This is a genomic window from Arthrobacter echini (genome assembly GCF_008107445.1).
GTDB lineage: Bacteria > Actinomycetota > Actinomycetes > Actinomycetales > Micrococcaceae > Arthrobacter_D > Arthrobacter_D echini_A.
Genome location: NZ_VSLD01000006.1, coordinates 125,463 through 148,364 on the forward strand (window position 1 = coordinate 125,463; position 22,902 = coordinate 148,364).

The 22,902-nt window shown below is 67.9% G+C and carries 24 protein-coding genes; 8 read left to right on the top strand and 16 right to left on the bottom strand.

Annotated elements, in window-relative coordinates; translation table 11 throughout:
* Positions 1-4: 4 nt before the first annotated feature.
* The 4 genes from FQ377_RS11995 to FQ377_RS12010 all read left to right on the top strand — a co-directional run bounded on the left by FQ377_RS11995 (position 5) and on the right by FQ377_RS12010 (position 3,513).
* The gene (locus tag FQ377_RS11995) at positions 5-739 is read left to right on the top strand and encodes a glutamine amidotransferase (RefSeq protein ID WP_148601500.1); all 735 of its coding nucleotides are present in this window, start codon (positions 5-7) and stop codon (positions 737-739) included.
* A 139-nt stretch (positions 740-878) separates the two neighbouring features.
* Positions 879-1,319 carry a hypothetical protein gene (locus FQ377_RS12000; protein ID WP_148601501.1) on the top strand — a complete coding sequence of 147 codons (441 nt, stop codon included), beginning with the start codon at positions 879-881 and terminating at the stop codon, positions 1,317-1,319.
* 100 nt (positions 1,320-1,419) lie between these two features.
* Complete coding sequence (locus FQ377_RS12005; RefSeq protein WP_262364439.1) at positions 1,420-2,601, top strand: NAD(P)/FAD-dependent oxidoreductase; 1,182 nt, start codon at positions 1,420-1,422, stop codon at positions 2,599-2,601.
* 258 nt (positions 2,602-2,859) lie between these two features.
* A complete protein-coding gene (locus FQ377_RS12010; RefSeq protein ID WP_148601502.1) occupies positions 2,860-3,513 on the top strand; it encodes an SDR family oxidoreductase in 654 nt (217 codons plus the stop codon).
* A 94-nt stretch (positions 3,514-3,607) separates the two neighbouring features.
* Here FQ377_RS12010 and FQ377_RS12015 read toward each other — a convergent pair whose 3' ends face one another.
* From FQ377_RS12015 to FQ377_RS12055, 9 genes are all read right to left on the bottom strand, one after another.
* Positions 3,608-5,602, bottom strand: coding sequence for a DUF6541 family protein (locus FQ377_RS12015; protein ID WP_148601503.1), 1,995 nt, complete (start codon positions 5,600-5,602; stop codon positions 3,608-3,610).
* A gap of 22 nt (positions 5,603-5,624) precedes the next feature.
* Positions 5,625-6,836, bottom strand: a complete 1,212-nt coding sequence (locus FQ377_RS12020; RefSeq protein ID WP_187393352.1) for a polysaccharide pyruvyl transferase family protein — start codon at positions 6,834-6,836, stop codon at positions 5,625-5,627.
* Between the two features lie 70 nt (positions 6,837-6,906).
* A complete protein-coding gene (locus FQ377_RS12025) occupies positions 6,907-7,623 on the bottom strand; it encodes a mycothiol-dependent nitroreductase Rv2466c family protein (protein WP_148601505.1) in 717 nt (238 codons plus the stop codon).
* A complete protein-coding gene (locus tag FQ377_RS12030) occupies positions 7,620-8,051 on the bottom strand; it encodes a hypothetical protein (RefSeq protein WP_148601506.1) in 432 nt (143 codons plus the stop codon). Before FQ377_RS12030 ends, FQ377_RS12025 begins: the two co-directional genes overlap by 4 nt.
* Before the next feature lie 31 nt (positions 8,052-8,082).
* Positions 8,083-8,820: an SDR family oxidoreductase gene (locus FQ377_RS12035; RefSeq protein ID WP_148601507.1), complete on the bottom strand. Its 738-nt coding sequence runs from the start codon at positions 8,818-8,820 to the stop codon at positions 8,083-8,085.
* A complete protein-coding gene (locus tag FQ377_RS12040) occupies positions 8,817-9,581 on the bottom strand; it encodes an SDR family NAD(P)-dependent oxidoreductase (RefSeq protein WP_148601508.1) in 765 nt (254 codons plus the stop codon). Before FQ377_RS12040 ends, FQ377_RS12035 begins: the two co-directional genes overlap by 4 nt.
* Positions 9,568-10,956: an MFS transporter gene (locus FQ377_RS12045; RefSeq protein ID WP_148601509.1), complete on the bottom strand. Its 1,389-nt coding sequence runs from the start codon at positions 10,954-10,956 to the stop codon at positions 9,568-9,570. The genes FQ377_RS12040 and FQ377_RS12045 overlap by 14 nt, the downstream gene beginning before the upstream one ends.
* A complete protein-coding gene (locus FQ377_RS12050) occupies positions 10,956-11,843 on the bottom strand; it encodes a polysaccharide deacetylase family protein (protein ID WP_148601510.1) in 888 nt (295 codons plus the stop codon). The genes FQ377_RS12045 and FQ377_RS12050 overlap by 1 nt, the downstream gene beginning before the upstream one ends.
* Before the next feature lie 38 nt (positions 11,844-11,881).
* A complete protein-coding gene (locus tag FQ377_RS12055; RefSeq protein ID WP_148601511.1) occupies positions 11,882-12,904 on the bottom strand; it encodes an asparaginase in 1,023 nt (340 codons plus the stop codon).
* Positions 12,905-13,110: 206 nt separating this feature from the next.
* Here FQ377_RS12055 and FQ377_RS12060 point away from each other — a divergent pair, with 206 nt between their 5' ends.
* Complete coding sequence (locus FQ377_RS12060) at positions 13,111-14,175, top strand: LacI family DNA-binding transcriptional regulator (RefSeq protein WP_148601512.1); 1,065 nt, start codon at positions 13,111-13,113, stop codon at positions 14,173-14,175.
* A gap of 24 nt (positions 14,176-14,199) precedes the next feature.
* Here FQ377_RS12060 and FQ377_RS12065 read toward each other — a convergent pair whose 3' ends face one another.
* The 5 genes from FQ377_RS12065 to pxpA are packed head-to-tail and all read right to left on the bottom strand — an operon-like array spanning position 14,200 to position 18,393.
* The gene (locus FQ377_RS12065; RefSeq protein ID WP_148601513.1) at positions 14,200-15,168 is read right to left on the bottom strand and encodes a 5-oxoprolinase subunit C family protein; all 969 of its coding nucleotides are present in this window, start codon (positions 15,166-15,168) and stop codon (positions 14,200-14,202) included.
* The gene (locus FQ377_RS12070; protein ID WP_148601514.1) at positions 15,158-16,060 is read right to left on the bottom strand and encodes a 5-oxoprolinase subunit B family protein; all 903 of its coding nucleotides are present in this window, start codon (positions 16,058-16,060) and stop codon (positions 15,158-15,160) included. The genes FQ377_RS12065 and FQ377_RS12070 overlap by 11 nt, the downstream gene beginning before the upstream one ends.
* A complete protein-coding gene (locus FQ377_RS12075) occupies positions 16,057-17,412 on the bottom strand; it encodes an acetyl-CoA carboxylase biotin carboxylase subunit (RefSeq protein WP_148601515.1) in 1,356 nt (451 codons plus the stop codon). The genes FQ377_RS12070 and FQ377_RS12075 overlap by 4 nt, the downstream gene beginning before the upstream one ends.
* 2 nt (positions 17,413-17,414) lie before the next feature.
* On the bottom strand, positions 17,415-17,654 hold the full coding sequence (locus tag FQ377_RS12080; RefSeq protein ID WP_148601516.1) for an acetyl-CoA carboxylase: 240 nt from the start codon (positions 17,652-17,654) through the stop codon (positions 17,415-17,417).
* A gap of 22 nt (positions 17,655-17,676) precedes the next feature.
* Positions 17,677-18,393, bottom strand: a complete 717-nt coding sequence (gene pxpA / locus FQ377_RS12085; RefSeq protein ID WP_262364432.1) for a 5-oxoprolinase subunit PxpA — start codon at positions 18,391-18,393, stop codon at positions 17,677-17,679.
* A 121-nt stretch (positions 18,394-18,514) separates the two neighbouring features.
* Here pxpA and FQ377_RS12090 point away from each other — a divergent pair, with 121 nt between their 5' ends.
* A complete protein-coding gene (locus FQ377_RS12090) occupies positions 18,515-20,002 on the top strand; it encodes a PucR family transcriptional regulator (protein ID WP_148601518.1) in 1,488 nt (495 codons plus the stop codon).
* Positions 20,003-20,063: 61 nt separating this feature from the next.
* Here FQ377_RS12090 and FQ377_RS12095 read toward each other — a convergent pair whose 3' ends face one another.
* Positions 20,064-20,543 (bottom strand): pullulanase X25 domain-containing protein, encoded by a 480-nt coding sequence (locus tag FQ377_RS12095; RefSeq protein ID WP_148601519.1) that lies wholly within the window; start codon positions 20,541-20,543, stop codon positions 20,064-20,066.
* 389 nt (positions 20,544-20,932) lie between these two features.
* Here FQ377_RS12095 and FQ377_RS12100 point away from each other — a divergent pair, with 389 nt between their 5' ends.
* Complete coding sequence (locus FQ377_RS12100) at positions 20,933-21,373, top strand: DoxX family protein (RefSeq protein ID WP_148601520.1); 441 nt, start codon at positions 20,933-20,935, stop codon at positions 21,371-21,373.
* A gap of 78 nt (positions 21,374-21,451) precedes the next feature.
* Positions 21,452-22,321 carry a Rieske (2Fe-2S) protein gene (locus tag FQ377_RS12105; RefSeq protein ID WP_148601521.1) on the top strand — a complete coding sequence of 290 codons (870 nt, stop codon included), beginning with the start codon at positions 21,452-21,454 and terminating at the stop codon, positions 22,319-22,321.
* A 108-nt stretch (positions 22,322-22,429) separates the two neighbouring features.
* On the opposite strand, the gene FQ377_RS15005 is transcribed toward FQ377_RS12105, so the two are convergent.
* Complete coding sequence (locus FQ377_RS15005) at positions 22,430-22,888, bottom strand: excalibur calcium-binding domain-containing protein (protein ID WP_222861871.1); 459 nt, start codon at positions 22,886-22,888, stop codon at positions 22,430-22,432.
* Positions 22,889-22,902: the final 14 nt, after the last annotated feature.

The following is a 22,902-nucleotide window of genomic DNA, read 5'->3' on the forward strand; positions in this document are numbered from 1 at the left end:
AGGGGTGAAACCGTTCCTCCTGCTGGCCACCCGCGCCGAGAACCACGCCGCCGACGCCGAGTACCGCAGCTTCCTGCGCTTCGGCGGCCTCGCCGGGTCCGAGCTCCACAGGATCCGGCTGGAGGAGGGGCCCATGCCCGAGCTCGAGCTGGCCGACTACTCCGGGATCTTCCTCGGCGGGAGTCCGTTCAACTCCTCTGATCCGGAGGAGGCGAAGACCGGTGTGCAGCAGCGCGTGGAGCGCGAACTGGATGCACTCCTGGACCGGGTCGTGCCGGAGGACTTCCCGTTCCTGGGTGCCTGCTACGGTGTCGGGACCCTCGGTCGGCACCAGGGAGCCGTCGTGGACACCACCTACGCCGAGCCCATCGGTACGGTACAGATCACCGTGAGCGACGACGGCGCCGCGGACCCGCTGCTGGCCGCGCTGCCGTCGTCGTTCGCGGCGTACGTGGGGCACAAGGAGGCCTGCGCCGCCCTGCCGCGGGGAGCGGTGCTCCTGGCCTCCTCCGCGACGTGTCCCGTGCAGATGTTCCGCGTGGGGTCCAACGTCTACGCCACGCAGTTCCACCCCGAACTCGACGTCGAGGCGCTCGTGGGCCGGATCAGCACCTACCGCCATGCGGGCTACTTCCCGCCGGAGCAGGCCGAGGAGTACATGGAGCGGGCGCGGGCCACGGTCGTGGACCAGCCCGAGGCGATCCTGCGCTCCTTCGTGATGCGGTACGCACGCGACTGACCCCCGTGCCGTCCGGTGGCCTGTTTCCGCCCGGTGGTCCCGTCCGTCGGCGTGCGGCGATCCTGCCCCAATCCTGCGGCTGGGCGCCCGCGGGCAGGGGAGGCGCCACCTACGCTTGTGGGGTGGGGGATCAGCGGTCATGACGGTGGGTCATGCGGACGGCGAGCAGCACGAGCGGGCCCGGAGGGCGGCCGAGCGTGCAGCGCGCCTCGTGGAGGAACTGACCCGTGCGCGCATCGACGTCGAACTCTTCGAGCGGCAGCGTCGGCGCAGTCCGCTCCCCGGCTCGGCAGGAGTGGTCCCGGGGATGCGTGGCCCCCGCAGGCGGCCGACCCGGGTGACCCTCGGGTTCTGGCTCATCACGCTCTACCTGCTCGTCACAATGCTCGCGCAGGCACCCCCGAACGCGACGGATTCCACCGTGTACCAGCCGCGTGCCCTGCTGGAGCTGACGACGGCGCCCGCACCGGCCGACGGCGTCCGCGCCCAGCGCTTCTGCCCTCGAACGGGCCTCGCTCGGCGTCCCTGTCTTCCGTCGGACCCGGGCGGTAGTGTCGGAGGACGCGCAGAGCAGGGCTGACCCGGAAGAGGTAACCGTCATCCGTACCACCACGAGCACCGCCCCGACGGGTCGCACGGTTCCCGTCACCCTCGCCTCCGGCGAGCAGCGGCATCATCAGGTGCTCATCATCGGAGGCGGGAACGCGGGTATCTCCCTGGCCGCGCGCCTCCGCCGCTACCGGTTCAAGGACATCGCCGTCATCGAGCCCAAGAGCCGCCACCTCTACCAGCCGCTCTTCTCCCATATCGCCGGCGGGACCGCCGACGCCTTCGAGGCTGTTCGGCTGCAGTCCGCCGTGACGCCCCAGGGTGTTGCCTGGATCCGGGACAAGGCCGTGGACGTCAGCACGGACACGCACACGGTCCTCCTGGAGTCGGGCTCTGCCATCACCTACGACCACCTGGTGGTCTGCCCCGGGATCCAGAACGACTGGTCGTCCATCCCCGGGCTGAAGGAGGCCATGGAGGGGCCGCACGGTGCCTCGAACTACGAGTACGAGCTCGCGCCGAAGGCCTGGGACCTCTTCCGCGGGATGACCGGCGGCACCGTGGTCTTCACGCAACCCTCGGGACCGGCGTCGTGCGCCGGTGCCGCGCAGAAGCCGCTCTATCTCGCTTGCGACCACTGGCGGCGCGAGGGCGTACTCAAGGACATCAGGGTGGTGCTGGCCGTGCCCACGCCGACCATCTTCGGGATGGAGATCATCGACGAGGAGCTGAACCGGAAGATCGACGAGTACGGCATCGAGGTGCGCTTCAGCACGGAACTGGCCTCGGTGGAGCCGCAGGCGCGAACAGTGCAGTTGCTGAACACCGCGACCGGTGCGGCGGAGACCCTCTCCTACGACGTCCTGCACGCGGTTCCACCGCAGTCGGCACCCCAGTGGCTGAAGACCACCGATCTTCCGGCGCCGGGGAATCGCGCGGGTTTCGTGGAGGTGGATCCCCTGATCCTGCGGCACCCCCGCTTCCCGGAGGTGTGGTCGCTGGGAGATTCCGCGTCCACGCTGAACTCGAAGTCCGGGGCGGCCCTGCGGACCCAGGCCAAGGTCCTCGCCAAGAATCTACGGGCGGTCACCCGGGGCAGGAAGCCCACCACGAAGTACAACCAGTACTCGGCGTGCCCCTTCGTGGTCAGCCGGAACACCGTGGTGTTCTCGGAGTTCGACGACAAGTACTCACCGATGCCGACGGTGCCGGGGTGGAACAACCTGGCCCGGGAGCGTCGGCTCACGTTCATCGCCGAACGTGTGATGCTGCCCAAGATCTACTGGAATCTGATCCTCCGAGGGCTGGCCTAGGAGCGTTACAGGGCTACTTGACCAGATCCTGGTGGTCGGGGTGGCACTGGATGTACGCGGCGACGAATTCGCACTGCCGGACCGGCGCTGAGCTGCTGCTCGCAGGAGGGTCAACGCCGGGGTGTGGTCGGACCGGAGCCGCCGCGGCGCGAAAATAGGGCTCCGCCGGGGGCTGAACACCCGGGGAAGGCTGGTCAGCGTGCAGGCGCGGGGACTACCGTCGAAGGGAAGATATCCGCTCGACGCCAAGGAGTTCACATGTCACGCGTAGCCATCATCGGCGGGCACGGAAAAGTCGCCCTGCACCTCACGAAGATCCTGACGGGTCAGGGTCACCAGGTGAGTTCGCTGTTCCGGAACCCGGATCATTCGCCGGAGGTGGAGCAGGCCGGCGCGACTCCTGTCGTCGCCGATCTGGCCGAGCTGTCGAAGGAGCAGATGGCCGAGGTCTTCCGCGGGCACGACGCCGTGGTCTGGTCCGCAGGCTCCGGCGGCAGCAGCCCCGAGGCGACATACGCCGTCGACCGCGACGCCGCGATCCGCTCGATGGACGCAGCGAAGGAGGCCGCCGTGGGCCGGTACGTCATGGTGTCCTACCTCGGAGCGGGCAAGGATCACGGTGTCCCCGAGGACAACGGTTTCTTCCACTACGCGGAGGCCAAGGCTGCTGCGGACGAGCACCTCCGCAACTCGGAGCTCGCCTGGACGATCCTCGGCCCGGGTGGACTCACCACGGATGCTGGCACCGGGAAGATCGAGGTCTCCAGCAAGCCCCAGAACGATTCCGTGCCGCGCGAGGACGTGGCCCACGTGGCCGCCGTCGTGCTGGGCAACCTCGGGACCGTGGACAGGACCATCGAGTTCACCAGCGGGGACACCCCGATCGCCGAGGCCGTCGAAGCCTCGCTGTAGTTCTCCCGCGGTTGTCCTACCGCGATCGGAAGGCGGCGCCCGGAGCGGGCGCCGCCTTCTTCGTGCCCGGGGATTTACTTCTTGGTGCGGCGGCTCAGGGGCAGCCGGTGATCTTGTAGAGCGCCCTGCTGCCGTCGACGAGAACGGGCGTCAGGCCCCGTGCGGTGTCGACACCGTAGAAACCGGGCCAGGAGTCGAGGCCGGCGCTGCCGTGGGAGAGGCCCGGCGCATCCTGGTAGAAGTGCGTGGCGCCCACCTCCGTGAGGGCCGCGCACACCGTGGGATCCGTGCCGAGGCGATTGAAGTCCGAGCGCAGGAGCCGGTGGGCGGCCGTGGGCGAGGGGGAACCGAGCTGGGTGTAGACGACCCGGTGCTGCGTCAGCGTGTAGAAGAAGGTCTCCCCGTTGAACGGATCCCCGAGCACTACGGCGTCCTGCGGAATGAGCTCTCCGGCCCGGCGGATGAAGTCCTGCTCTCCCTGCGACAGGACACCCACGCCCGGAGTGGGCGACGTGACGTAGTTGTGTGCTGCCACCGATGTCCGTTCGGCCAGCCGGAAGCCTGCAGACCCGGCGTAGGCGGCTGCCAGGAGCAGAACGGTCGTACCTGCGGCCGTGACGCGGACTCCTCTGTTCGTGAGGCGCAGTTGTGGGCGGATCAGGTCCGCGAGCACCCGGACGAGGCCTCGCACGATCGTTACGAGCGCGAAGGCAGCGAGAATGGTCCCCGTCATGGCGATGAAGGGGGCCAGGCGCTGCGTGTCCTTGTACCAGAAGCCCGTGAGGAAGCGCAGCGGGTTCTCCGGCCCGGCAGCGAGTACATACAGGGCGACGAAGATCAGCCAGGATGCGGCGAGCGGACGCGCCTCCCGGCGGATCAACGTCAGAATGACCCCGGCGATGACGAGCACGCCCACGAGATTGACGTCGTCGATGGTCGGTGGTCTCAGCGCGGGGAACACTGGGAGGTCGAAGAGCGCGAGGGCGAGGGCATCGGGGAGGATCGCCCGGGTGGCACGTGGATAGTTCATCACCCCGACGAGTAGGCGCGAGGTCATGAGCCCGACGACGGCCACCACTGCGAGAGTCGTGGCCGCTGCCGCGATGACCAGCGTCGCACGCCGATGTCGCCGGAACCCCGCGACGAGGGCGGGCGCCGCACGGGCGATCAGGAAGGGGAGCGCCGCCGCCCCCAGGCCGAACGCTGCACTCGGGTGTGCCGCGACGCATCCGGCCAGCACCGCGAGGGCCAGGACGAACAGCAGAACCCTGTCCTGCAACCGAGGTGTTCGGGCCTTGCCTACGAGCAGAAGGAGAAGGGCGAGGGCCGCTGGGACCAGAGCTGTGGCCAGGCCGTTGGGCCACTGACCGCTGCGGAGCAGCTGGGAGGCCGGGAAGCTGACGAAGGATGCGGCGAGCACCGGCGTCGTCGCCCAGACCGCCGGCAGGCGCGGCAGGAGCACCGCCGCCAGGAACACCAGGCCGAGCGGCCAGATGAGCCCGCCGATGACGATCGAGGAGGCATTCGCTGCTTCGACGACGCCCCCCGGATAGAGACTCACGACCTCGTGCCAGCCGGCCGGATAGTAGGTTCCCCGTCCAGTACCGAAGATCGGGTTGACGTCCCACGGGGTGGCCCGCCCCGACTCCTGGATCCAGGTCAGCACGTTCACGTGGAAGATCGGATCCCAGCCGTGGGACGCCGTACCCAGTGTCCCCATGCCCTCCACCAGCGCCCGGCTGATGAGCGCGCCGCCCATGAAAAGGCCTGCTCCGAGCGCTGCCGCTCGCAGCGGGCCCGGTGCCGGCACGAGCGGGACGTCGAAGGTGAACCGGCGCGGCAGGAGCTGCACGGCGACAGGTGGAAGGAGCAGGACGATGGCAACGGCCCACAGAGTCCACGGGATGTGCAGGAGGTCGAAGAGAAGCGAAGCTGCCGTCAGCACCAGGAGGGTCACGGCGGGTCCGAGGGCGAGGGCGGCCGGCCACCCCGGTCGGAGCGGGAGCAGGGTCACGAACCCGGGGAGGAAGAACGCAACCATCATGAAGAGGATGGGCAGGGCGCTCTGGAGGAGATCAGGGAAGGGCATGGACGCAGCGCCGCTCAGGTGGTCAGCGGAACCGCCGACGACGCAGGGCGTCACCGACCTGGCTGGTCAGGGACCGTGGCTCCGGAGCGTTCTCGGTGACAGGCGTCTCGGGGTAGAGCTCGAGTGCCTCCGCGGTCTTCCGTGCCACCAGCTCGGGAAGGGAGGACGCCAGCTGACCCGTGCCCGTGGGCATCGTCGGTGCGGCGTCATCGGACGCGATCGCCCAGCCGCTGCCCAGAGCGGTGACAGATCCGTGCTTGACGTCGTAGTAGCCGGGATTCATGACGACGGCGATGCCCACGCCACCGGCGGCTGCACCCAGCAGATGGAAGTGGAAGCGGCTCGTGACCCAGGACTGGCGTGAGGAAAGCTGGAGCCCTTCCCTCCAGAGCGTTGCGAAGGGCAGGAAGTTCGCCTCGGGGATGAGGTCGGCGAGCTGCTCGTACGCGGCCCGGTCGCCACCGGGAATCGCCTCGAGGTAGTACACGTCCCGCCCTTGGTCTTTGGCGAGGGCTGCTTCGCGCCGTGCGACGGCCACCGCGGAGGCGATCCGGGCCGGATCCACGGTGTCGCTCTGGATGCAGATGAACAGGCCGTCGGCCTTTCCTCCCGCATCTCCGTCGGTCTCCGCGCTCCACCGGATCGCCGCGGGTGCTCCGAGGAACGCGTCGTCGAGGCCGAATTCGACGCCGTACGCCTCGGCTCCGCCCTGGTCCCGGGCCGTGACGTGCTCGAACCCGCTGAACAGGTCCGTCGGCGGGAGCGTCCCGGTGATCGCCGGCAGCAGGCCTTGCCCGGTGGCGAGCAGACGCGCCCCGCTCAGCGCCTGGGTGGCCTTCATCGCGTGGACGAGGCCGACGTGTTGGGTCCAGACCGCGTTGATGTAGCCGCCGCCGATCAGGTGGAGGGTGCCGGCGTCGCGCAGGGTGAGCAGACCGAGGTCGTAGGTCGGAGTGCCGAGGTGCGTGACGCGCTCGGTGATCGCTGCCGCTGCTTCGTCGGTGGGCAGGTGCTGGTGGTCGTGCACCAGCCGCCAGAGCGTGTTCGTGAAGCGCACTCTGGGATGCAGGTCCCCGAAGAGGATCTGTGCGAGTCCGGGTTGTGGGCAGTCCAGCCAGACGTCGTCGTCGGGCCTGGTCCTCGCCAGATGACGCAGCCAGGCGGCAGCGATGAACTCGTCACCGAAGTTCGGATTGCCCGAGGGTCCGATGAGGTAGATGGGGCCCGGGCGCATGGAGAAAATCATAGCCCAGCGCACGTCGACTCCCCGGTCTGCTGCCGGGGAGCCGCTCGTGCCCGAGGGTTTACTTCTTGGTGCGGCGGCTCCCTCCGTGCCAGTCCTCCTGCAGGCCTGCCTCGCCGTCGTCCACCCCGAAACTGCGCAGTTGCGGGCGTTCCCGCAGGCTCCGCTTGAGTTCGGCGAAGCCGGGGAAGCGGGCCAGGCCCACCACGTGGTCCCACAGCTCCACGGCGTCGTCGGCGGCGGGCAGCCTGCTGATGACGGGCCCGAAGAACGCGACGCCCTGCGGCGGATCGAACTGGATGATCGGTGTGCCGACATCCTTGCCGGTCAGTGCCAGCGCCTCGTCGGTCTCGGCCTGGATCACGGCGTCCAGCGACGAGTCCTCCAGCGCCTCCGCGAGCTCCGCCGGCAGCTCCAGCTCGGCGAGAAGGGGCAGCAGGAAGCCGGCGGTGCCGCGGTAGCCGCCGTCCGAGGTGTCCTCGCGGGTGTCGAAGATCTCGGTGCCGAGGCGTTCGTAGAGGCGGGCGACGGCGTCGGCCCCGTGCTCGTCCCGGGTGCGTGCTGCGACGCGGAGCAGGCGGAGCCCGGCGGTGTGGCCGGCCTCGTAGCCGGCGGGGAAGTGTGCGTCGTAATCGATGTGGCTGTTGAGGAGGCGGAGCGAGATGAAGCGCCACTCCACCGAGTACTCCCGCTGCTGGGCCACCATGCGGACCCACTTGCTGGTCATCCAGGCGAAGGGGCAGACGGGATCGAAGTAGAACCTGATGTCGGGGGTCATGGCTTCACGCTAGGGATCGGGGATTGCGGGGTCAAGGCGGTCTTAACGGAGCGCAATCGGGGACTTTGCGCGGCACGTGCCCCTGGTGCGGTCCACGCCAGGCCCGCGAGCAGAATACGTTCGACGAGATCCGCTGCGCCGGGCAGGGCCGCCTCCAGGTTCTGCGTCAGGGGTCCCGCCTCCCCATACGCACGGATTGCGCCATCGGTCAGGACTTCCCAGAGTTGTCCCACGGTGTCGCAGGACCTGCTGGTGCCGGTCCTGCCGACCAGGACCCAGGCATCCCCACTCACCCGCGCGACGGGCAGTCCGGCCAGTCCCGAGGTGACGGAGTTGACCACCTGCGCCACCACCAGCAGATTCCGCACCGTCCGCCGGGGCCCCAGCGTCGGATCCGCGACGACGAGACGGCCGCATGCTCCGCACATCAGGCGGCGTCCCCGGCCACGTGATGTCCCGTCACGGCATGACGTCGCCCGAATTGGGCCCTAGGGTCTGCCCGACGAACAGGTTCCCGCCCGGATCGCTCGCGAGCAGGAGGGCCGTGGGGGCTACCTCATCAGGTGTACCGAATCTGCGCAGAGGCAGCTCGGTACGCTTGGCCGCCTTCCAGTCCTCCGAGATACCTTCCACGAGAGGGGTCTCGATCGGCCCGGGTGCAATGCAGTTCGCCAGCACGTTGTCCGCCGAGACCTCGAGGGCCAGGGCCTTGGTCATGCCGATCACACCGGCCTTCGCCGCGGAGTAGTGCGCGAGGCCGGTGCCACCCTTGATCCCGAGTTGGGAGGAAATGTTGATGATCCTTCCCCACCGCTGATCACGCATTGGACCGACGACCTCGCGGCAGCACAGGAAGATGCCGGTGAGGTCGACCGAGATGGTTTCGTTCCAGCGGTGCAGCGACATGTCCTCGAGCCTGGACTCGGTGAGCAGGCCCGCGCTGTTCACCAGGACGTCGATGATGCCGAGCTGCTGCCGGGCCTCGGCGAAGGCGGCTCTCACGCTGTACTCATCGGCGACGTCGACCTCGATGCCGCCGCCCGGGGAGCGGTCCAGGATGATCACGGAATCTCCCTGTGCCTCGAAAGCGGCAGCGATGGCGGCACCGATGCCGCTGGCTCCACCGGTGACGACGACGGCGCGCCCCCCGCCGGTCCTGTGGGCCGGACCGGCGGGGGTGCGAGTGGTCACGCTCATGCGCGCATCTTGATCGTCAGGCCGCCGTCCACCACGATCGACTGCCCCGTGATGTATCGGGAGGCGTCGGAGGTGAGGAAGCCGATCACATCGGCGACCTCCTCGGGCCGGCCGACCCTGCCCCACGGGATGTCCGCCCCGGCCCGCTCCAGGCCTTCCGGTCCGAGGGAGTTGACGGGATCGAGCGATTGCGGTGTCTCTATCAGTCCTGGGATCACGGCATTCGCGCGGATCTGTCGCGGCCCCAGTTCCGCCGCCACGCTCCGCACCAGGCCGAGTACCCCTGCTTTCGCTGCGGCGTAGTGCGCATGCTCCTCCCACCCGTACACGCCGCCGGCGATCGAGGACACGGCGATCAGTGCGCCGGGCCCCTCCATCCGCTGGGAAGCTGCCCGAAGTGTGCGCAGCACGCCCGTCAGGTCGACGTCGAGCATCGAGTTCCACAGCTCGTCCGTCAGCTCGTCGAGCGGTGAGTTCCGCAGGATCCCTGCATTGGCGACGGCGTAGTCCAGCCGCCCGTACTCGTCCAGGGCGCGCTGGGCGAAGGCATCCACGGACGACGTGGACCGGACGTCGACCTCGTGGATGACGGCCTCACCCCCTGCATCCTGCACGGAGGCGAGTGTTTCCCCAGGATCGTAGGGGTCGCCCGGGAATGTACCGATGACGGTCCGGACACCGCGGCCGGCATAGTGCGTGGCCACTGCACGACCGATGCCACTGGCGGCACCTGTCACGACTGCTACCTCAGACGATCGCATGGGGTTCCTCCAGGGCCACCGCAGCGACCGGACGGGCCGCCATCATGAGAAAACCCGAGATGAGGGTCCCGGTAGCGCCCACCCACAGTGCTGCCGTACCGGTATCGGCCTGGGCGGCGATGACGGTGAACAGGGCTCCGCCGATGATCGTGCCGGGCTGGCTCATCGCCCCGATGAAGGCCAGCCCGGTGGCGCGGCAGCTCACGGGATAGCACTCGGCCATGAAGTACTGGATCGCGGCATACGGCCCGACGAGGAAGAACAGGCCGGTGCCATAGGTGAGGATGATGAGGAACGGGCTGGACACGAGGGGGCTCAGCATCACGGCGAACGACAGTCCGGAGATGATCCAGCCCACGATGATGGTCCGTTTGCGACCGAACTTGTCGCCTACCCAGCCGTGGAAGACATAGCCGAAGTAGGCGAGCAGATTGATTACGATCAGCATCCAGAAGGCATCCGAGAGTTGAACGCCCTTGGCGTTGGCGAGAACCGAGGTTCCGAGCACGCTGAAGATCGCGATCCCGAAGAAGTTCAGGATCCATGCGAGGGAGAAGACGATCGTGTTGCGTCGGAACTCCGGCTCCCAGATCCGCTTCAGCGGCGCGGTCGAGGAGTGCTCGACGCCGTAGGCGCGGGCGAGGTCGTGTGCCTCTGCTCCCCGGCCGTCCTTCTCCAGCTCACGCAGTCGCTGGTGCAGCTCGAACTGCGGGGTCTCCTTCAGTTTGCGGGAGATGAGCAGCACGATGATGATCGCCGGGATGGTTGCCATGAGATACAGCGCCCGCCAGCCCAGGACCGGGAGGAACGCCAGGGCGAGGGCGCTCGCGAGGAGGAAGCCGAGCGGCCAGCCACCCTGGATGAACGAGTAGTGGAAGCCCGGACGCTTGCGCTTCCGCTCGTCCTCGGTGACCTGGTACACCTCGTTCATGTAGGCGGCGTTGACGGCCTGTTCCGAGAAGCCGAGGCCCCCGAAGGAGCGGACGAAGACGAGCATGGCGTTGCTGAAGAACCCCAGTGTTGCCGGGATGATCGCGGTGATTCCCGAGACGACCGCCGTGCCGCCCACGGTCAGCATCATGCCCTTGCGGCGTCCGAGCCGATCGATGACCGGGCCGATCCCGAAACAGACGATGGCTGTTCCGACGGCGATCCAGGTGTTGATCGCATAGGCCTCCGGTGCCGTCCACCCGAACTCCGCCTGCATGGCGGGGAGCAGGGTCCCGAACAGTCCGTAGTCGAAGACGGCGACGGTCCAGGCGAGCAGTGCGAGCACCGTTGCGGTGCTGGTCTTCCTCCGCGAGAAGACCGGGAACTTGCGACGCTCGTTCCCCGTCGGGGTCGAAAGGTCTACACCCGCTTCTTGGATCGACATCAGTTGGTTTCCTCTCGGGGATTGCGGGCCAGGAACGAATCGGCGATCTGGTCGAAGGTGTGCCAGGAGACACCCTCGTGGGAGTTGAAGTACTGGATGAGCCGCTCCAGCATGAGCAGTACCTGCGGGCGGCCCGAGACGTCAGGGTGGATGGTCATGGTGAAGACGGCCTGGTCCATCTCGGCGTAGACCCAGTCGAACTGGTCGCGCCACATCTGCTCGATGTCCCTCGGGTTGACGAAGCCGTGGGAGTTCGGCGATGCCTTGATGAACATCATGGGAGGAAGATCATCGAGGTACCAGTTGGCCGGGATCTCGACGAGGTCGGTCTCCTCACCGCGTACCAGCGGCTTCATCCAGGCCTCGGCCGGCTTCGTGTAGTCGATCTTCGTCCAGCTGTCGCCGACCCGCACGTAGTACGGCTCGAAGTCGTTGTGCATGAGGGAGTGGTCGTACTTGATGCCCCGTTCGAGCAGGATCTCGTTGGTGATCGGAGAGAACTCCCACCACGGCGCCACGTATCCGGTAGGACGTCGCCCGGACGCCTTCTCGATGAGCTCGATCGACCGGTCGAGGATGGCGGTCTCCTGCTCGCGGGTCATCGCGATGGGGTTCTCGTGGGAGTACCCGTGGACCCCGATCTCGTGGCCCGCGTCGACGATCATCCGGGTGAGATCGGGGAACGTCTCGAGTGAGTGTCCGGGTACGAACCAGGTGGAGGGCAGGGAGTACTTCTCGAAGAGGCGCAGCAGTCGCGGTGCTCCGACCTCCCCGCTGAAGAGCCCTCGTGAGATGTCACAGGGTGAGTCCTCACCGCCGTAGGAGCCGAGCATTCCGGCAACGGCGTCGACGTCGACACCGAAAGCGATCTGGATATCTTTTGTCATGAATGAACCTTTCTGGGGAACGGGAACGGGAACGGTGATCAGGCGGACGGAGGCTGACCGCGCTGGAGGAACTGATGGGCAACGCCCTGGGGGCTCGTGCCGCAGGTCAGCAGGGTCTGCAGGAGGATGCGCGCCTGGGACGGGCGGAGCAGCCCCGAGGGGACGGCGCCGGCATCCTCGAGCGTCCTACCGCCTCCGGCGCCGTAGATCCCGCGAACCGGTCCGGCGTGGACCCGGGTGCTGGTGACGACCACGACGCCGTCCTCGATCGCCGTCCGTACGGCCTCGCTCAGTGCCGCGTTCGCATTGCCGAGCCCGGTGGCCTCGAGGACGATGCCGCGTGCACCGGCGGCAAGGGCCGCACGGAACAGCGTGGCATCGGCTCCTGGATAGATGGCGATGATGTCCACCCGGACCGGACCGTGAGCGCTCATCCCGGTTCCGGTGGAGTTCAGGGGCGCTTCGCGTCGTCGTGCAGGGCCGAAGTGGATGGACCCGTCCTCCGCGACCGACCCCACTCGCCCCAGGTCCGGGTTGCTGAACGCCTTCGCTTTCGATGTCTCCGATTTCCGGGTACCGGGAACGGAGAGGATCTCGCCGTCGAACACGATGAGGGCTCCGCGATGGCGTGCTTCCGGGGCCATCGCGACGTCGATCGCGTCCCGGAGATTCCGTGGGCCGTCCGGATCGGCATGGTCGGCTGCCCGCTGGGCTCCGGTGAAGACGACCGGGCGTGGATCGTCGTGCAGGAGGTCGGCCAGATACGCGGTCTCCTCCATCGTGTCAGTTCCGTGGGTGATGACGACGCCGCGCGTGCCGCGTGCCGCGAGCGCTTTCTGGATGGCTTCACGGATACCGAGCATGTCCTCGAAGGTCAGGAGGTAGGACCCTTTCTGCATCAGGTCCACCACCTCGATGCCGACGGCGCTGCTTCCGGCGGCCGCGAGGACCGAGGCTCCCGAGTCTGCGGCGAGGGTGGAGCCTGTGACGGAGTCCGCGCGTGAGGCGATCGTGCCCCCGGTTGCCAGCAGCACCACATGGTCCTCGGTGACCGATCCCATCGATGTTCCTCCTTGGAGTGGGCGAGTGTCCGACGTGCGATTCGGCGAAGGGCCTGGCGGTACCCCGTGAGATGTCATCACCGAGATGTACCCAATCGATTGGCCGACTGAAGAAACCATAAGATGTGATGTGTGTCTCGTCAAGTGATCTGCCACAATTTCATGGTCGGAAGCATTCATGGAAGCAGGAAGAGGGGGCCGAGGATATGAACAGACCCCGGAAGGGACCAGCTGCGGTCACGCTGAAGGATCTCGCGGCGGAACTCGGAATCCATGTGTCGACGGTCTCGCGCGTGCTGCACTCGGACACCGACGAAGCCCGGGGTGCTGCATCGCCGGAGACGGCCCGCAGGGTCCGGGAGCTGGCAGAGCGGCGGAGCTACTCACCGGATCCCCATGCCACGAGTCTTCGGACGCGGAAAACGCGCTCGATCGGCGTCATCGTTCCGCGGCTTTCGGACCTGGTCCTCGCCACGATGTACGAGGGCGTCGAGGAAGCGGCAGCGGAGAGTGATTACTCGACGTTCGTGATGAACTCCCACGACAGGCTCGACGAGCAGCGGGTCAAGACGGAGATCATGCTGAAGCGCAGGGTGGACGGCCTGATCCTGGGCGATGTCCACGCAGACAGCGCACTGGTCCGCGACTTGGCCTCCCGGCAGGTGCCCTTCGTCCTGATGAATCGGCGTCATCCCGGTTTCCCGTCCTCCACCTGCGACGACACAGCGGGGGGCCGGCTCGCGGCGGATCACCTGTGGTCGATGGGGCACCGGTCCGTCGGGATCATCGCCGGAGAACCGTATGCGAGTACAGGGCTCGACCGGACCTCCGGTTTCGTGGAGCGATGGAGGGAACTGGGTGTGGAGATACCGCAGAGCCACATCCTTCCCTCACCTTTCGACACGGCAGGCGGGAGAAGGGGTGGGGAGGAAATTCTGCGCCTCGGCGGCGGCGTGCCCACCTCCGTATTCGCCGTCAACGATTTCGCGGCCATCGGAGCCATGGGAGCCTTCCGGGCCGCCGGTCTCACCGTGGGCCACGACATCGCCGTCGTCGGCTTCAACGACACCTCCCTGGCGGCCCAATTACCCATCCCGTTGACCTCCGTGCGGTCACCGATGCTGGAGATCGGCCGAGCAGCCGTGGGACTGCTCCACCGCGTGATGGCAGGGGAGGACGTCGAGGCGCTCCGATTCCAGCCGGAGCTCGCAGTACGCGAGAGCTCCGCACCGGGCGCGGTCGAATCAGGCAGGGCCCTCAGGGCCGGATGACACCCGGGACCTCCCTCGCTGATCTCATACCCAGACCGCGCGGCGGATCCGGGCGGCATCGGCCCGTGCGGCCAGCGCCTGGTCCATCGTCACGGGCTCGAAGTGGGTCTGCGTGCCCGGAGCGCTTCGAGCGACCAGGTCCATATCGGCGCTGATGACCGTGGCCACCATCGCGTAGCCGCCGCCCGAGACGGCGTCCCGGTGCAGCACGATGGGTTCCTTGCCACCGGGGACCTGGATCGACCCGATAGCATAGCCGGCATCCACGATGTTCGAGGGGTCCGAACCGGCGCCGAAGGGCTGAGTACGCGGCTGCCACTCGACATCCGGACCGGCATAGCGCAGGCCGGTGCGGTCCGCCACAGGAGTCAGGGTCCAGGAGGCGGTGACGAGGGTGTCCATACCGTGCGCCGTCAGCCGGTGGTCGTACAGGCCGGGCAGGACCCGCACGGTGATGTCCTTCGCATAGGCGGGCCGCAGCTCGTCGGGGATGGACTCCCTGCGCTCACGGGGAGGGGTGCCGGCTCCGTCGCCGACGGGTACCGTGTCCCCGGCGGCGAGAGTGCGGCCGTGCAGCCCGCCGAGGGCGCCCAGTGCATAGGTGCTGCGGCTGCCGAGGACGGAGGGGACGTCGATGCCGCCGTGCACCGCGATGTAATAGCGTGTGCCACCCGTCAGCATGCCGAAGGACACTTCATCGCCCGCGGTCAGTGGAAGCCGGGTCCACTGCTCCACCGCGGTGCCGTTGACGAAGATGGCCACCGGAGCGCCCGTGATCGCGATGACGGTGTCCGCGTCGGTGGTGAACTTCGGTCCGAGATAGGCACACTCCAGTACGGCGTCCGAGGCTGCGTTGCCCACGAGCGCGTTGGCCATCGACGCGGACAACTGGTCCATGGCACCACCCTGGGGGATGCCCACGTGGTAGTACCCGAGCCTGCCCTGGTCCTGGACCGAGGTCGCGAGGCCGGGTTCGAGGATGTTAAAGGCCATTGAGCGTCTCCATGATGTCCCGGTTGTAGGTGGTGGGGTTGTCCAGTGCCCTCTGCAGATCGAAGGTCACGGGCGCCTGACGATAGGTGAAGGTGCCGGCAGCGACCTCGGCCTGGATGGCCCGGTACTCCTCCTCGCCGACGGGCTTGAACTTCACGATGTCTCCGGGCTTGAAGAAGATCATGAAGTCCTCGAAGTCGGCGAGCCGCTGCGCGGGATCGAAGATCGGCGCTGCCGCGATCCCGAACATCTGATAGCCTCCGGCTCCCCGCACCGAGTAGACGCAGGCGAAGCAGCCGCCGTGCCCCACGGTCAACGGGGGGGTGTCCGTCCGCGGGCTCAGGTACTTGGGGACCTCGAGCTGCTCCTCCTGCGGAACGATCTGGAACATGAAGGGGAGGCCGGCAACGAAGCCCACCATCGACACCAGCCAGGGAGACGAGTGGTGTCGGCGGATGAACTCCGCGGCGGAGGGCAGCCCGTTCTCCTCTGCCGCGAAGTCGAGGTCCGTCCCCTCGGGCCGCTGGTGTCCCTTGCGGAAGCGCGCAACGGTCTCACCCGTGTAGGGATCGTCGTACCAGACGGGAACCTCGACGATCCGGGTCTCCAGCGTCTGCTCGCTGAGCTGGGCCACCTCGTGTTCGATGTCGCGTACGAGTTCCTCGAGGCTCCCGGGAGGGATCACGTCGGGGTCGAAGCGCACCAACAGGGACGCGTTCGCCGGGCAGATGTCCACGATGCCGTCGACGGTCCGCGCGGCCAGGGCGCTCGCCATCGCATTGGCGGTGAAGTTGGCTGTCAGGCTCATGGCTTCGGCGATCTCGACGAAGAGGAACTCGTCGCCACCCCAGGTGTAGCGGGCGGCCCTCAGATGCTGGGTCGTCGGTGTCATACGGCAGCTCCAAGGAGGTCGGGGGTGGATTCGATGAACTTGGAATGGTGGGTGACGTCCTGAACCTCGGGCCGCTGCAGCACGGCGGCCAGGAGTGGCAGCGTGGTCTTGACCCCTTCGATGCGCACCTCGTCGAGGGCACGCTCCGACCGTCGGATCGCTTCAGGTCGGCCCTCGTCCCACACGATCAGCTTGGCCAGCAGCGAATCGTAGAACGGGGCGACGGCGGAGCCCGCGACAACCCCGGAATCGATCCGGACGCCCGGCCCGCCCGGCCACTCCAGGCGTTCGAGTGTGCCCGGACTCGGCATGAATCCCTGGGAGGGGTCCTCGGCGTTGATCCGGAACTCGAAGGCATGGCCCCGGAACGTGACATCCTCCTGCGCCAGCCGCAGGCGGCCCGTCGAGGCGACCAGCAACTGTTCCCGGACGAGGTCGAGGCCGGTCACCATCTCCGTCACCGGGTGCTCCACCTGGAGCCGGGTGTTCATCTCGATGAAGGCAGCCTGTTCCCGGTCCGGATCGTAGAGGAACTCGATGGTGCCGAGTCCGGAGTAGCCGCACTGTCGTCCCAGTTCGATCGACGAGGACCGGATCGTCTCCCGCACGCTGTCCGGAACCATCGGTGCGGGTGCTTCCTCGATGATCTTCTGCTGGCGCCGCTGCAGGGAGCAGTCCCGATCACCCAGGTGGATGATGCGTTCGCCGTCACCCAGGATCTGCACCTCGACGTGCCGTGCACGCGAGACGAACTGCTCGAGGTACACGGTCGGGTCACCGAACGCGGCCTGGGCCTCGGCGCGAGCGACATCGAGGGTGCTGAGGAGGTCGGCCTCGGTGGTGACCAGGCGGATACCGCGACCGCCGCCGCCGGAGGAGGCCTTCACCACCAGGGGGTAGCCGACGGCGCGGGCGATCGGCAACGGGTCGACGTCGGGATCCAGGGCGCCGTCGCTGCCGGGCAGGGTGGGGACCCCGGCATCATCGGCCGCCTGCCGTGCACGGGACTTGTTCCCCATCAGCTCGATGGCCTCGGGGGAGGGCCCTACCCACGTCAGTCCTGCCGTGACCACCGCCCGCGCGAACCCGGCGTTCTCCGAGAGGAACCCGTAGCCGGGATGGAGGGCATCACAGCCGGAGCGCTCGGCGGCTGCGAGGAGTGCTGCTCCGTCGAGGTAGCTCTTCGTCGCCGGCGCCGGGCCCACCACCTCGACTGCATCGGCCAGCGATGCGGCATAGGACCCGGCATCCGGTTCGCTCGCCGCGAGGACGGTTCCGATCCCGAGTTCGCGTGCGGCACGGATCACCCGGACCGCGATCTCGCCCCGATTGGCGATCAGGAGGCGCTCCACGGTCAGTTCTCCGAGACCGTGGCGATGACGTCCCCGGGATTGACGGTCCCGGTGTCCTCGACGGAGAAGCTTTCCAGCGTTCCGGAGACATCGCTGCGGATCTCGGAGAACTGCTTCATGATCTCGACGACGCCGATGGTCTGGCCCGCCTCGATGGGGTCGCCCTCGTTCACATAGGGGTCCTTGTCGGGGCCCGGCTTGCGATAGAAGATGCCGGGCAGGGGGGAGACGATGTCCGCCATGATGGTCCTTTCGGTGGGTTGATCAGAGGGTGTTGAGGGCGTGCCGCACGGCCGCTGCGACGTCGGGCGAGTTGGGTGCATCCGAGTGGACGCACACGCTGTCGAAGTCGATGGTGAGCAGGCTCCCGTCGGCTGCCTCGACGTGGCCGTCCCTCAGTGCTCGGGTCACCCGCTCAGCAGCGCGCGAGGGGTCGGTCGGCTCGGGCCGGCGCTGGATGAGGAGCTCGCCGCCCGGGCCGTAGTTGAGATCGACGTAGAGCTCGGCGACGAACGGGACGTCGAGCTCAGCACAGACACTCTGGTGCGCTGTACCCGCGAGACCGTAGATCGGAACCTCGAACAGACGGGCCACCCGCGCCGCGCTGCGCATGAGCTCCGAATCCCTGGCCAGCATTCCGTAGAGCGAGCCGTGGGGCTTGATGTGGCTCAGCGGAGCACCCTCGCGCTTCAGGAAGGCAGAGAGTGCCCCGACCTGGTAGAGGATGATGTGCTCGACCTCTGCGGGGGTCAGCTTCATCTCCCGCCGACCGAAGCCCACGAGATCCGGGAGGCCGGGGTGCGAGCCGATCATGATTCCCTTGGCATGGGCGGCTGCCACGGTGTCGGCCATGGTATCGGGATCGCCAGCATGGAATCCGCATGCCACGTTGACTGCATCGACGCTGTCGAGGAGTGCGAGGTCGTTCCCGAAGGAGTGCAGCCCGAGAGACTCACCGAGATCCGAATTCACGATGGGCACGGAAGTAGTCCCAGTCACATTCACCATGCGTTTCACCCTAGTGAGCGTCGCACCCCCTATATAGTGGTCAGCTGCCTCCGTTTACCGACACCTGGAGGGCGGATGCACATGAGGAGAATCGATGATCGTTGCTGATCTGTTGGCCGCTGACGCGCTCCAGCTGCGCCTGCATACGCCGTCGTCCGTGACGCGCCTCGGGTGGGACATCAGCTGGTGTGCTCCTGCTGAGACCATCGACCCCACCCCCTTCCTCAGCCACAACGTGGTACTGCTGACCAACGGCATCGGATTGAACATCGAGGACGAGCGCACCTGGACGGCGTACGTGGAGCGACTCGTGCGGGTCAGGGTGTCGGCGATCGCCTTCGGGACAGGAACAGCACATCACCTCGTGCCTCCCGGCCTGATCCGGGCCGCGACGTCGCTCGATCTGCCACTCCTGGAAATTCCGAGATCGGTTCCCTTCCTCCAGGTCCATCGCCACGTGACGAATGTGCTGCAGGTGGAGCGCCACACCGCTGTGAACAGATCCTGGGAGCTGGCGAGGGAATGCGCGCAGCTCGCAGCGTCAGGGGCGCATCTGCAGGTCATCCTCGATGCTGCAGCCCAGTCCGCGGAGGGCGATCTGGCGATCGTCGACGCCACGGGCACCGTGATCGCACGTTCACCCTCGACGGCGGTCTGGACCTCGGAGGACCTCGCGACCGAGCCCGCACGAACGGATCCGAGCAGCATCCCGCTGCCGATGGGGAGCGGCGATTCGTTCCAGCTGATCGTGAGGGATCCGGCGTCGGACCATCCCATCAGCACCCTGCTCGCCCCGGCCGCATCGATCATCGCGGTGCAGCTGCAGACCGCGCTGCACACGACCACGCACAAGGAGCGCGAACTCGAGATCCTGCTGGACCAGGTTCCGGACTGGGCAGGTGTCGCCCTGGAGGGGTTCGTCGCCACCTTCCTGTCCACGGGTCTGGACCTCCACCAGTCCACGGTGGTCCTCGCGGCGACCACGGGACGCCGCAATCTCTCGAGCGCATGGAGGATCAGGATCCTCCTGCAGGCCCGTTTCGGCGATGTGCGCGTCCAGGTGCGGTCAGGGGTGCTGTACGCGTTCGCTCAGGGACCGCTCGACGGCGTCGACGCGACCGAGGCTACGGAAGCGTTCCTGGTGCGCTGCATCCGCGACCTCCCCGACCAGCCGCTCGTCGTCAAGGGGCCGTGCCGGTCGATCGACGAGGTGCGCCTCGCGCTGCATCAGGCGGGCACGATGGTCGGTGTCGCCCGGACGCCGCAGCGGGCGCCCGAGCTGGGAATCCGCACCCTCATCGCCTCGACCGCCTCGTCGGGAGCCCGCACCGGAGCGCGCCGGCTCCTGGCCCCGGTGATCGCGTACGACGACACCCATGCGGTGGACCTGCTGGGCACGCTGCGGGCCTTCCTCGACCACGATGCGCAACCCGGACGGACCGCGGCGAGCCTGTTCATCCACCGCAACACCCTGGCGCAGCGTCTCGCGAAACTGGAGTCGCTGCTCAACCTCTCGCTCGCCTCGCTCGAAGGGCAGGCAACATGCCTCATGGGGCTGGAGATCCTCCGCCCGCCCTCCTAGTGCCTGAATCAGCAGGTGGCCGGCACGACGCCGGCAGGGCGCGCACCGAATCGGCCTGGGGTCAGGAGGTGGCGATGTCCTTCGAGGAGTAGTCGAACCGGAACGTCACCGCGCTGTCGGAGAGCAGGTGGAGTTCGTGGTTGGCGCCGTCGCGGACACCGAAACGGCCGTAGTTCTCGTCCCAGGAGCCGTTGACCAGGACCTTGTACTGGTAGGTGCCGGCAGGCAGCTGCAGGGTCTGCTGCCAGGAGTTCGCCGCGGCGTCGTAGGAGAGCTGCAGCTCGCGGAGGTCGGTGGACCAGTGGCCTGCGTCGCCGAAGACGGGATCGAAATCGCCGGAGAGGGCCACGGACTGAGGCTGGTCATGCCAGGCGTCGTCCATAGGCGAGTCAGCCTCCGCGGACGAGAGGTCGACGGCGACATCCGGTGGAGTGGGGTCCTCGGCAGGCGTGGACTGCGCCTCTTCTCCCAGCTGCTCGGGGGACAGGGGTGCGTGCTCCACGGAGGAGGGCTGCTCGGGCACGGGTTCGCCGGTGAGCATGGCGTTGGCGAACCGGTCGGCGTCGGGGAAGGCCGCGACGGCGCGAGCGCCCTCTTCGGTGGCGGTCCAGCCGTTGCGGCCCTTGACGAGCCACCCGGCCTTGACGAGCTTCGCCGTCGCCGTCGTCAGTGCCTTGAAACCGCGGGGGATCCCGCCTGAGAGAAGCTCGGCTTCCTTGTCGTCGAATGGGACCTCGGCAACAACCTGCGACAGCAGCTCGCTGGGGGCGGCGCCAGACCCTGACGCCTGGTGGTCGGCCAGGATGGCGAGCGTGGCACGCAGGCGGGCGTTGGTGTTATTCCGGGGGGCGATGACAATCTCCTTCGTCGACTTCCTGGGTAGGTCGATTTTATCGGATGACGCCTCGTTCCGGTGCTACGCTCCGCCGGATGACGTCTCCCCCGCACACCGGCCCACTCCGAACCGTCGCACGCATGGCCCTCGGGGCATTCCTCATGGTGGCCGGAACCGCGCATCTCACCGTCGGGAGGGAGGCCTTCGCCGCGCAGGTGCCGTCCTGGTTCCCGCTGGACACGGACGTCGTCGTCGTGGTGTCGGGTGTCGTGGAGCTCCTTCTCGGTGCCGCATTGATCACCCTCGGCCGGTACCGCGTGCCGATCGGTTGGGTGGTTGCGGGGTTCTTCGTGGCGGTCTTTCCCGGGAACATCGCCCAGTACGTGGAGGGGGTGAGCGCCTTCGGCCTCGAATCCGACGGCGCCCGCCTCGCCCGCCTCTTCTTCCAGCCGGTCCTCGTGGTGTGGGCCCTGTGGTCCACCGGCGCGTGGCGGGACCGCATCGTGCTGGGAAGACGGCCGGACGACGGCAGATGACCGACCGCCGGCGGCAAATCCTCAGTAAGCTTCGGACAACTGAACATGCCGCTTCGCCCCAGGACCCCGGGAGACACCATGAAGACCCTTCGACCCCTGAAATCCGTCGAGAAGCTCGAGAACGCCACCTGGCTGGATACGGTGGCGAACCCGATGCGCGATCTGGTGCAGGCCGTCATCAAGCCCGGCGCCGTTCGCGACATCCTGCACGGCGTGCCGATCGGGCACCCGCTGCATCCGCTGATGGTCCTCGTGCCGACCGGTACCTGGTTGTCGGCTGCCGTCCTGGACGCAGTGCCCGGCTCGAAGGCGGCATCGGCGATCCTCATCGGTACCGGTGTGGTGAGCGCCGCACCGACGGCGCTCAGCGGATGGACCGACTGGTCCGAAGGGCACGAGCAGCAGCTGCGGGTGGGCGTGGTCCACGCCGCCGCGAACGCCGTCGCCGTCGGTCTCTACTCGCTGTCGCTGGTGCAGCGGCTGCGCGGCAAGTCGGGCAAGGTGCTCTCGTACACGGGGCTCGTGGTGGTCTCCGCCGGAGGATTCCTCGGCGGTCACATGGCGTACAGGCAGGCGCTGGGGGCCAACCACTCGGAGGATGTGCCGCACCGGGTGCAACCGGGGTGGCACGCCATCGGAGCGCTCGCCGAGTTGCCGGACGGCAGGCTCGAGAAGCGGGTGCTCGGCGAGGTTCCCCTCGTGGTCTTCCGTCAGGGCGACGAGGTGTCGGTGCTCTCCGCCACCTGCAGCCACCTCTCCGCGCCTCTGGACGAGGGGACGGTCAGCTACGACGACGGCGATCCCTGCCTCACCTGCCCCTGGCACAACAGCATGTTCTCGCTGAAGAACGGCGAAGTGTTGCGCGGTCCGGCCACGTCGCCGCAGCCGTCCTTCGAGACGCGGATCGTCGCGGGGACCGTGGAGGTCAGCCTGCCGAACGCAGGCTGATCGGCGGCGCTGTCCGAAGGCTGCGGGGCGCGGCCGGACCTTCGGCACCCGGACACGACGATGCCCGGCACAGTGCGTGCCGGGCATCGTCGTGCGTGTTGTTCTCGCTCAGGCGGTTGCCCGACGGCGCACCACGAACGCACCGCCGAGTGCTGCGAGGACCAGTCCGCCTCCGAGGGCGAGGGCCCCGGCGTCGTTGGTTGCCGGAGCCTGCGCGACGCCGGTATCGGCACCACCCACCGGCATCTGGCCCATCTGCTGCACCTCGGGCTGGGGCTGCGGCATGGGCGTGACCGGCGGAGTCGTGGGCGTGTTCTGGGCGACGATGAGAGCGACTGCGTTTGCATCGTAGGCAGGCGTGCCGGCGGCATCACAGCCAAACCCGTCGTTGTCCGCGTCCAGCTTGGGCTGGTAGCCGGGGGTGTTCATCGGGATGTTGTAGACCCCGACGTTCTCGGCTGCCGTGCAGTTCTCGAACGGCAGGCCGACCGCGAGGGCCGGTGAGGCCGAGAACAGGGCGAGGCCCGCTGCGGCTGAGGTGGCAAGGGCGATGGACGTCTTCTTCATGGGAACTCCTGAGA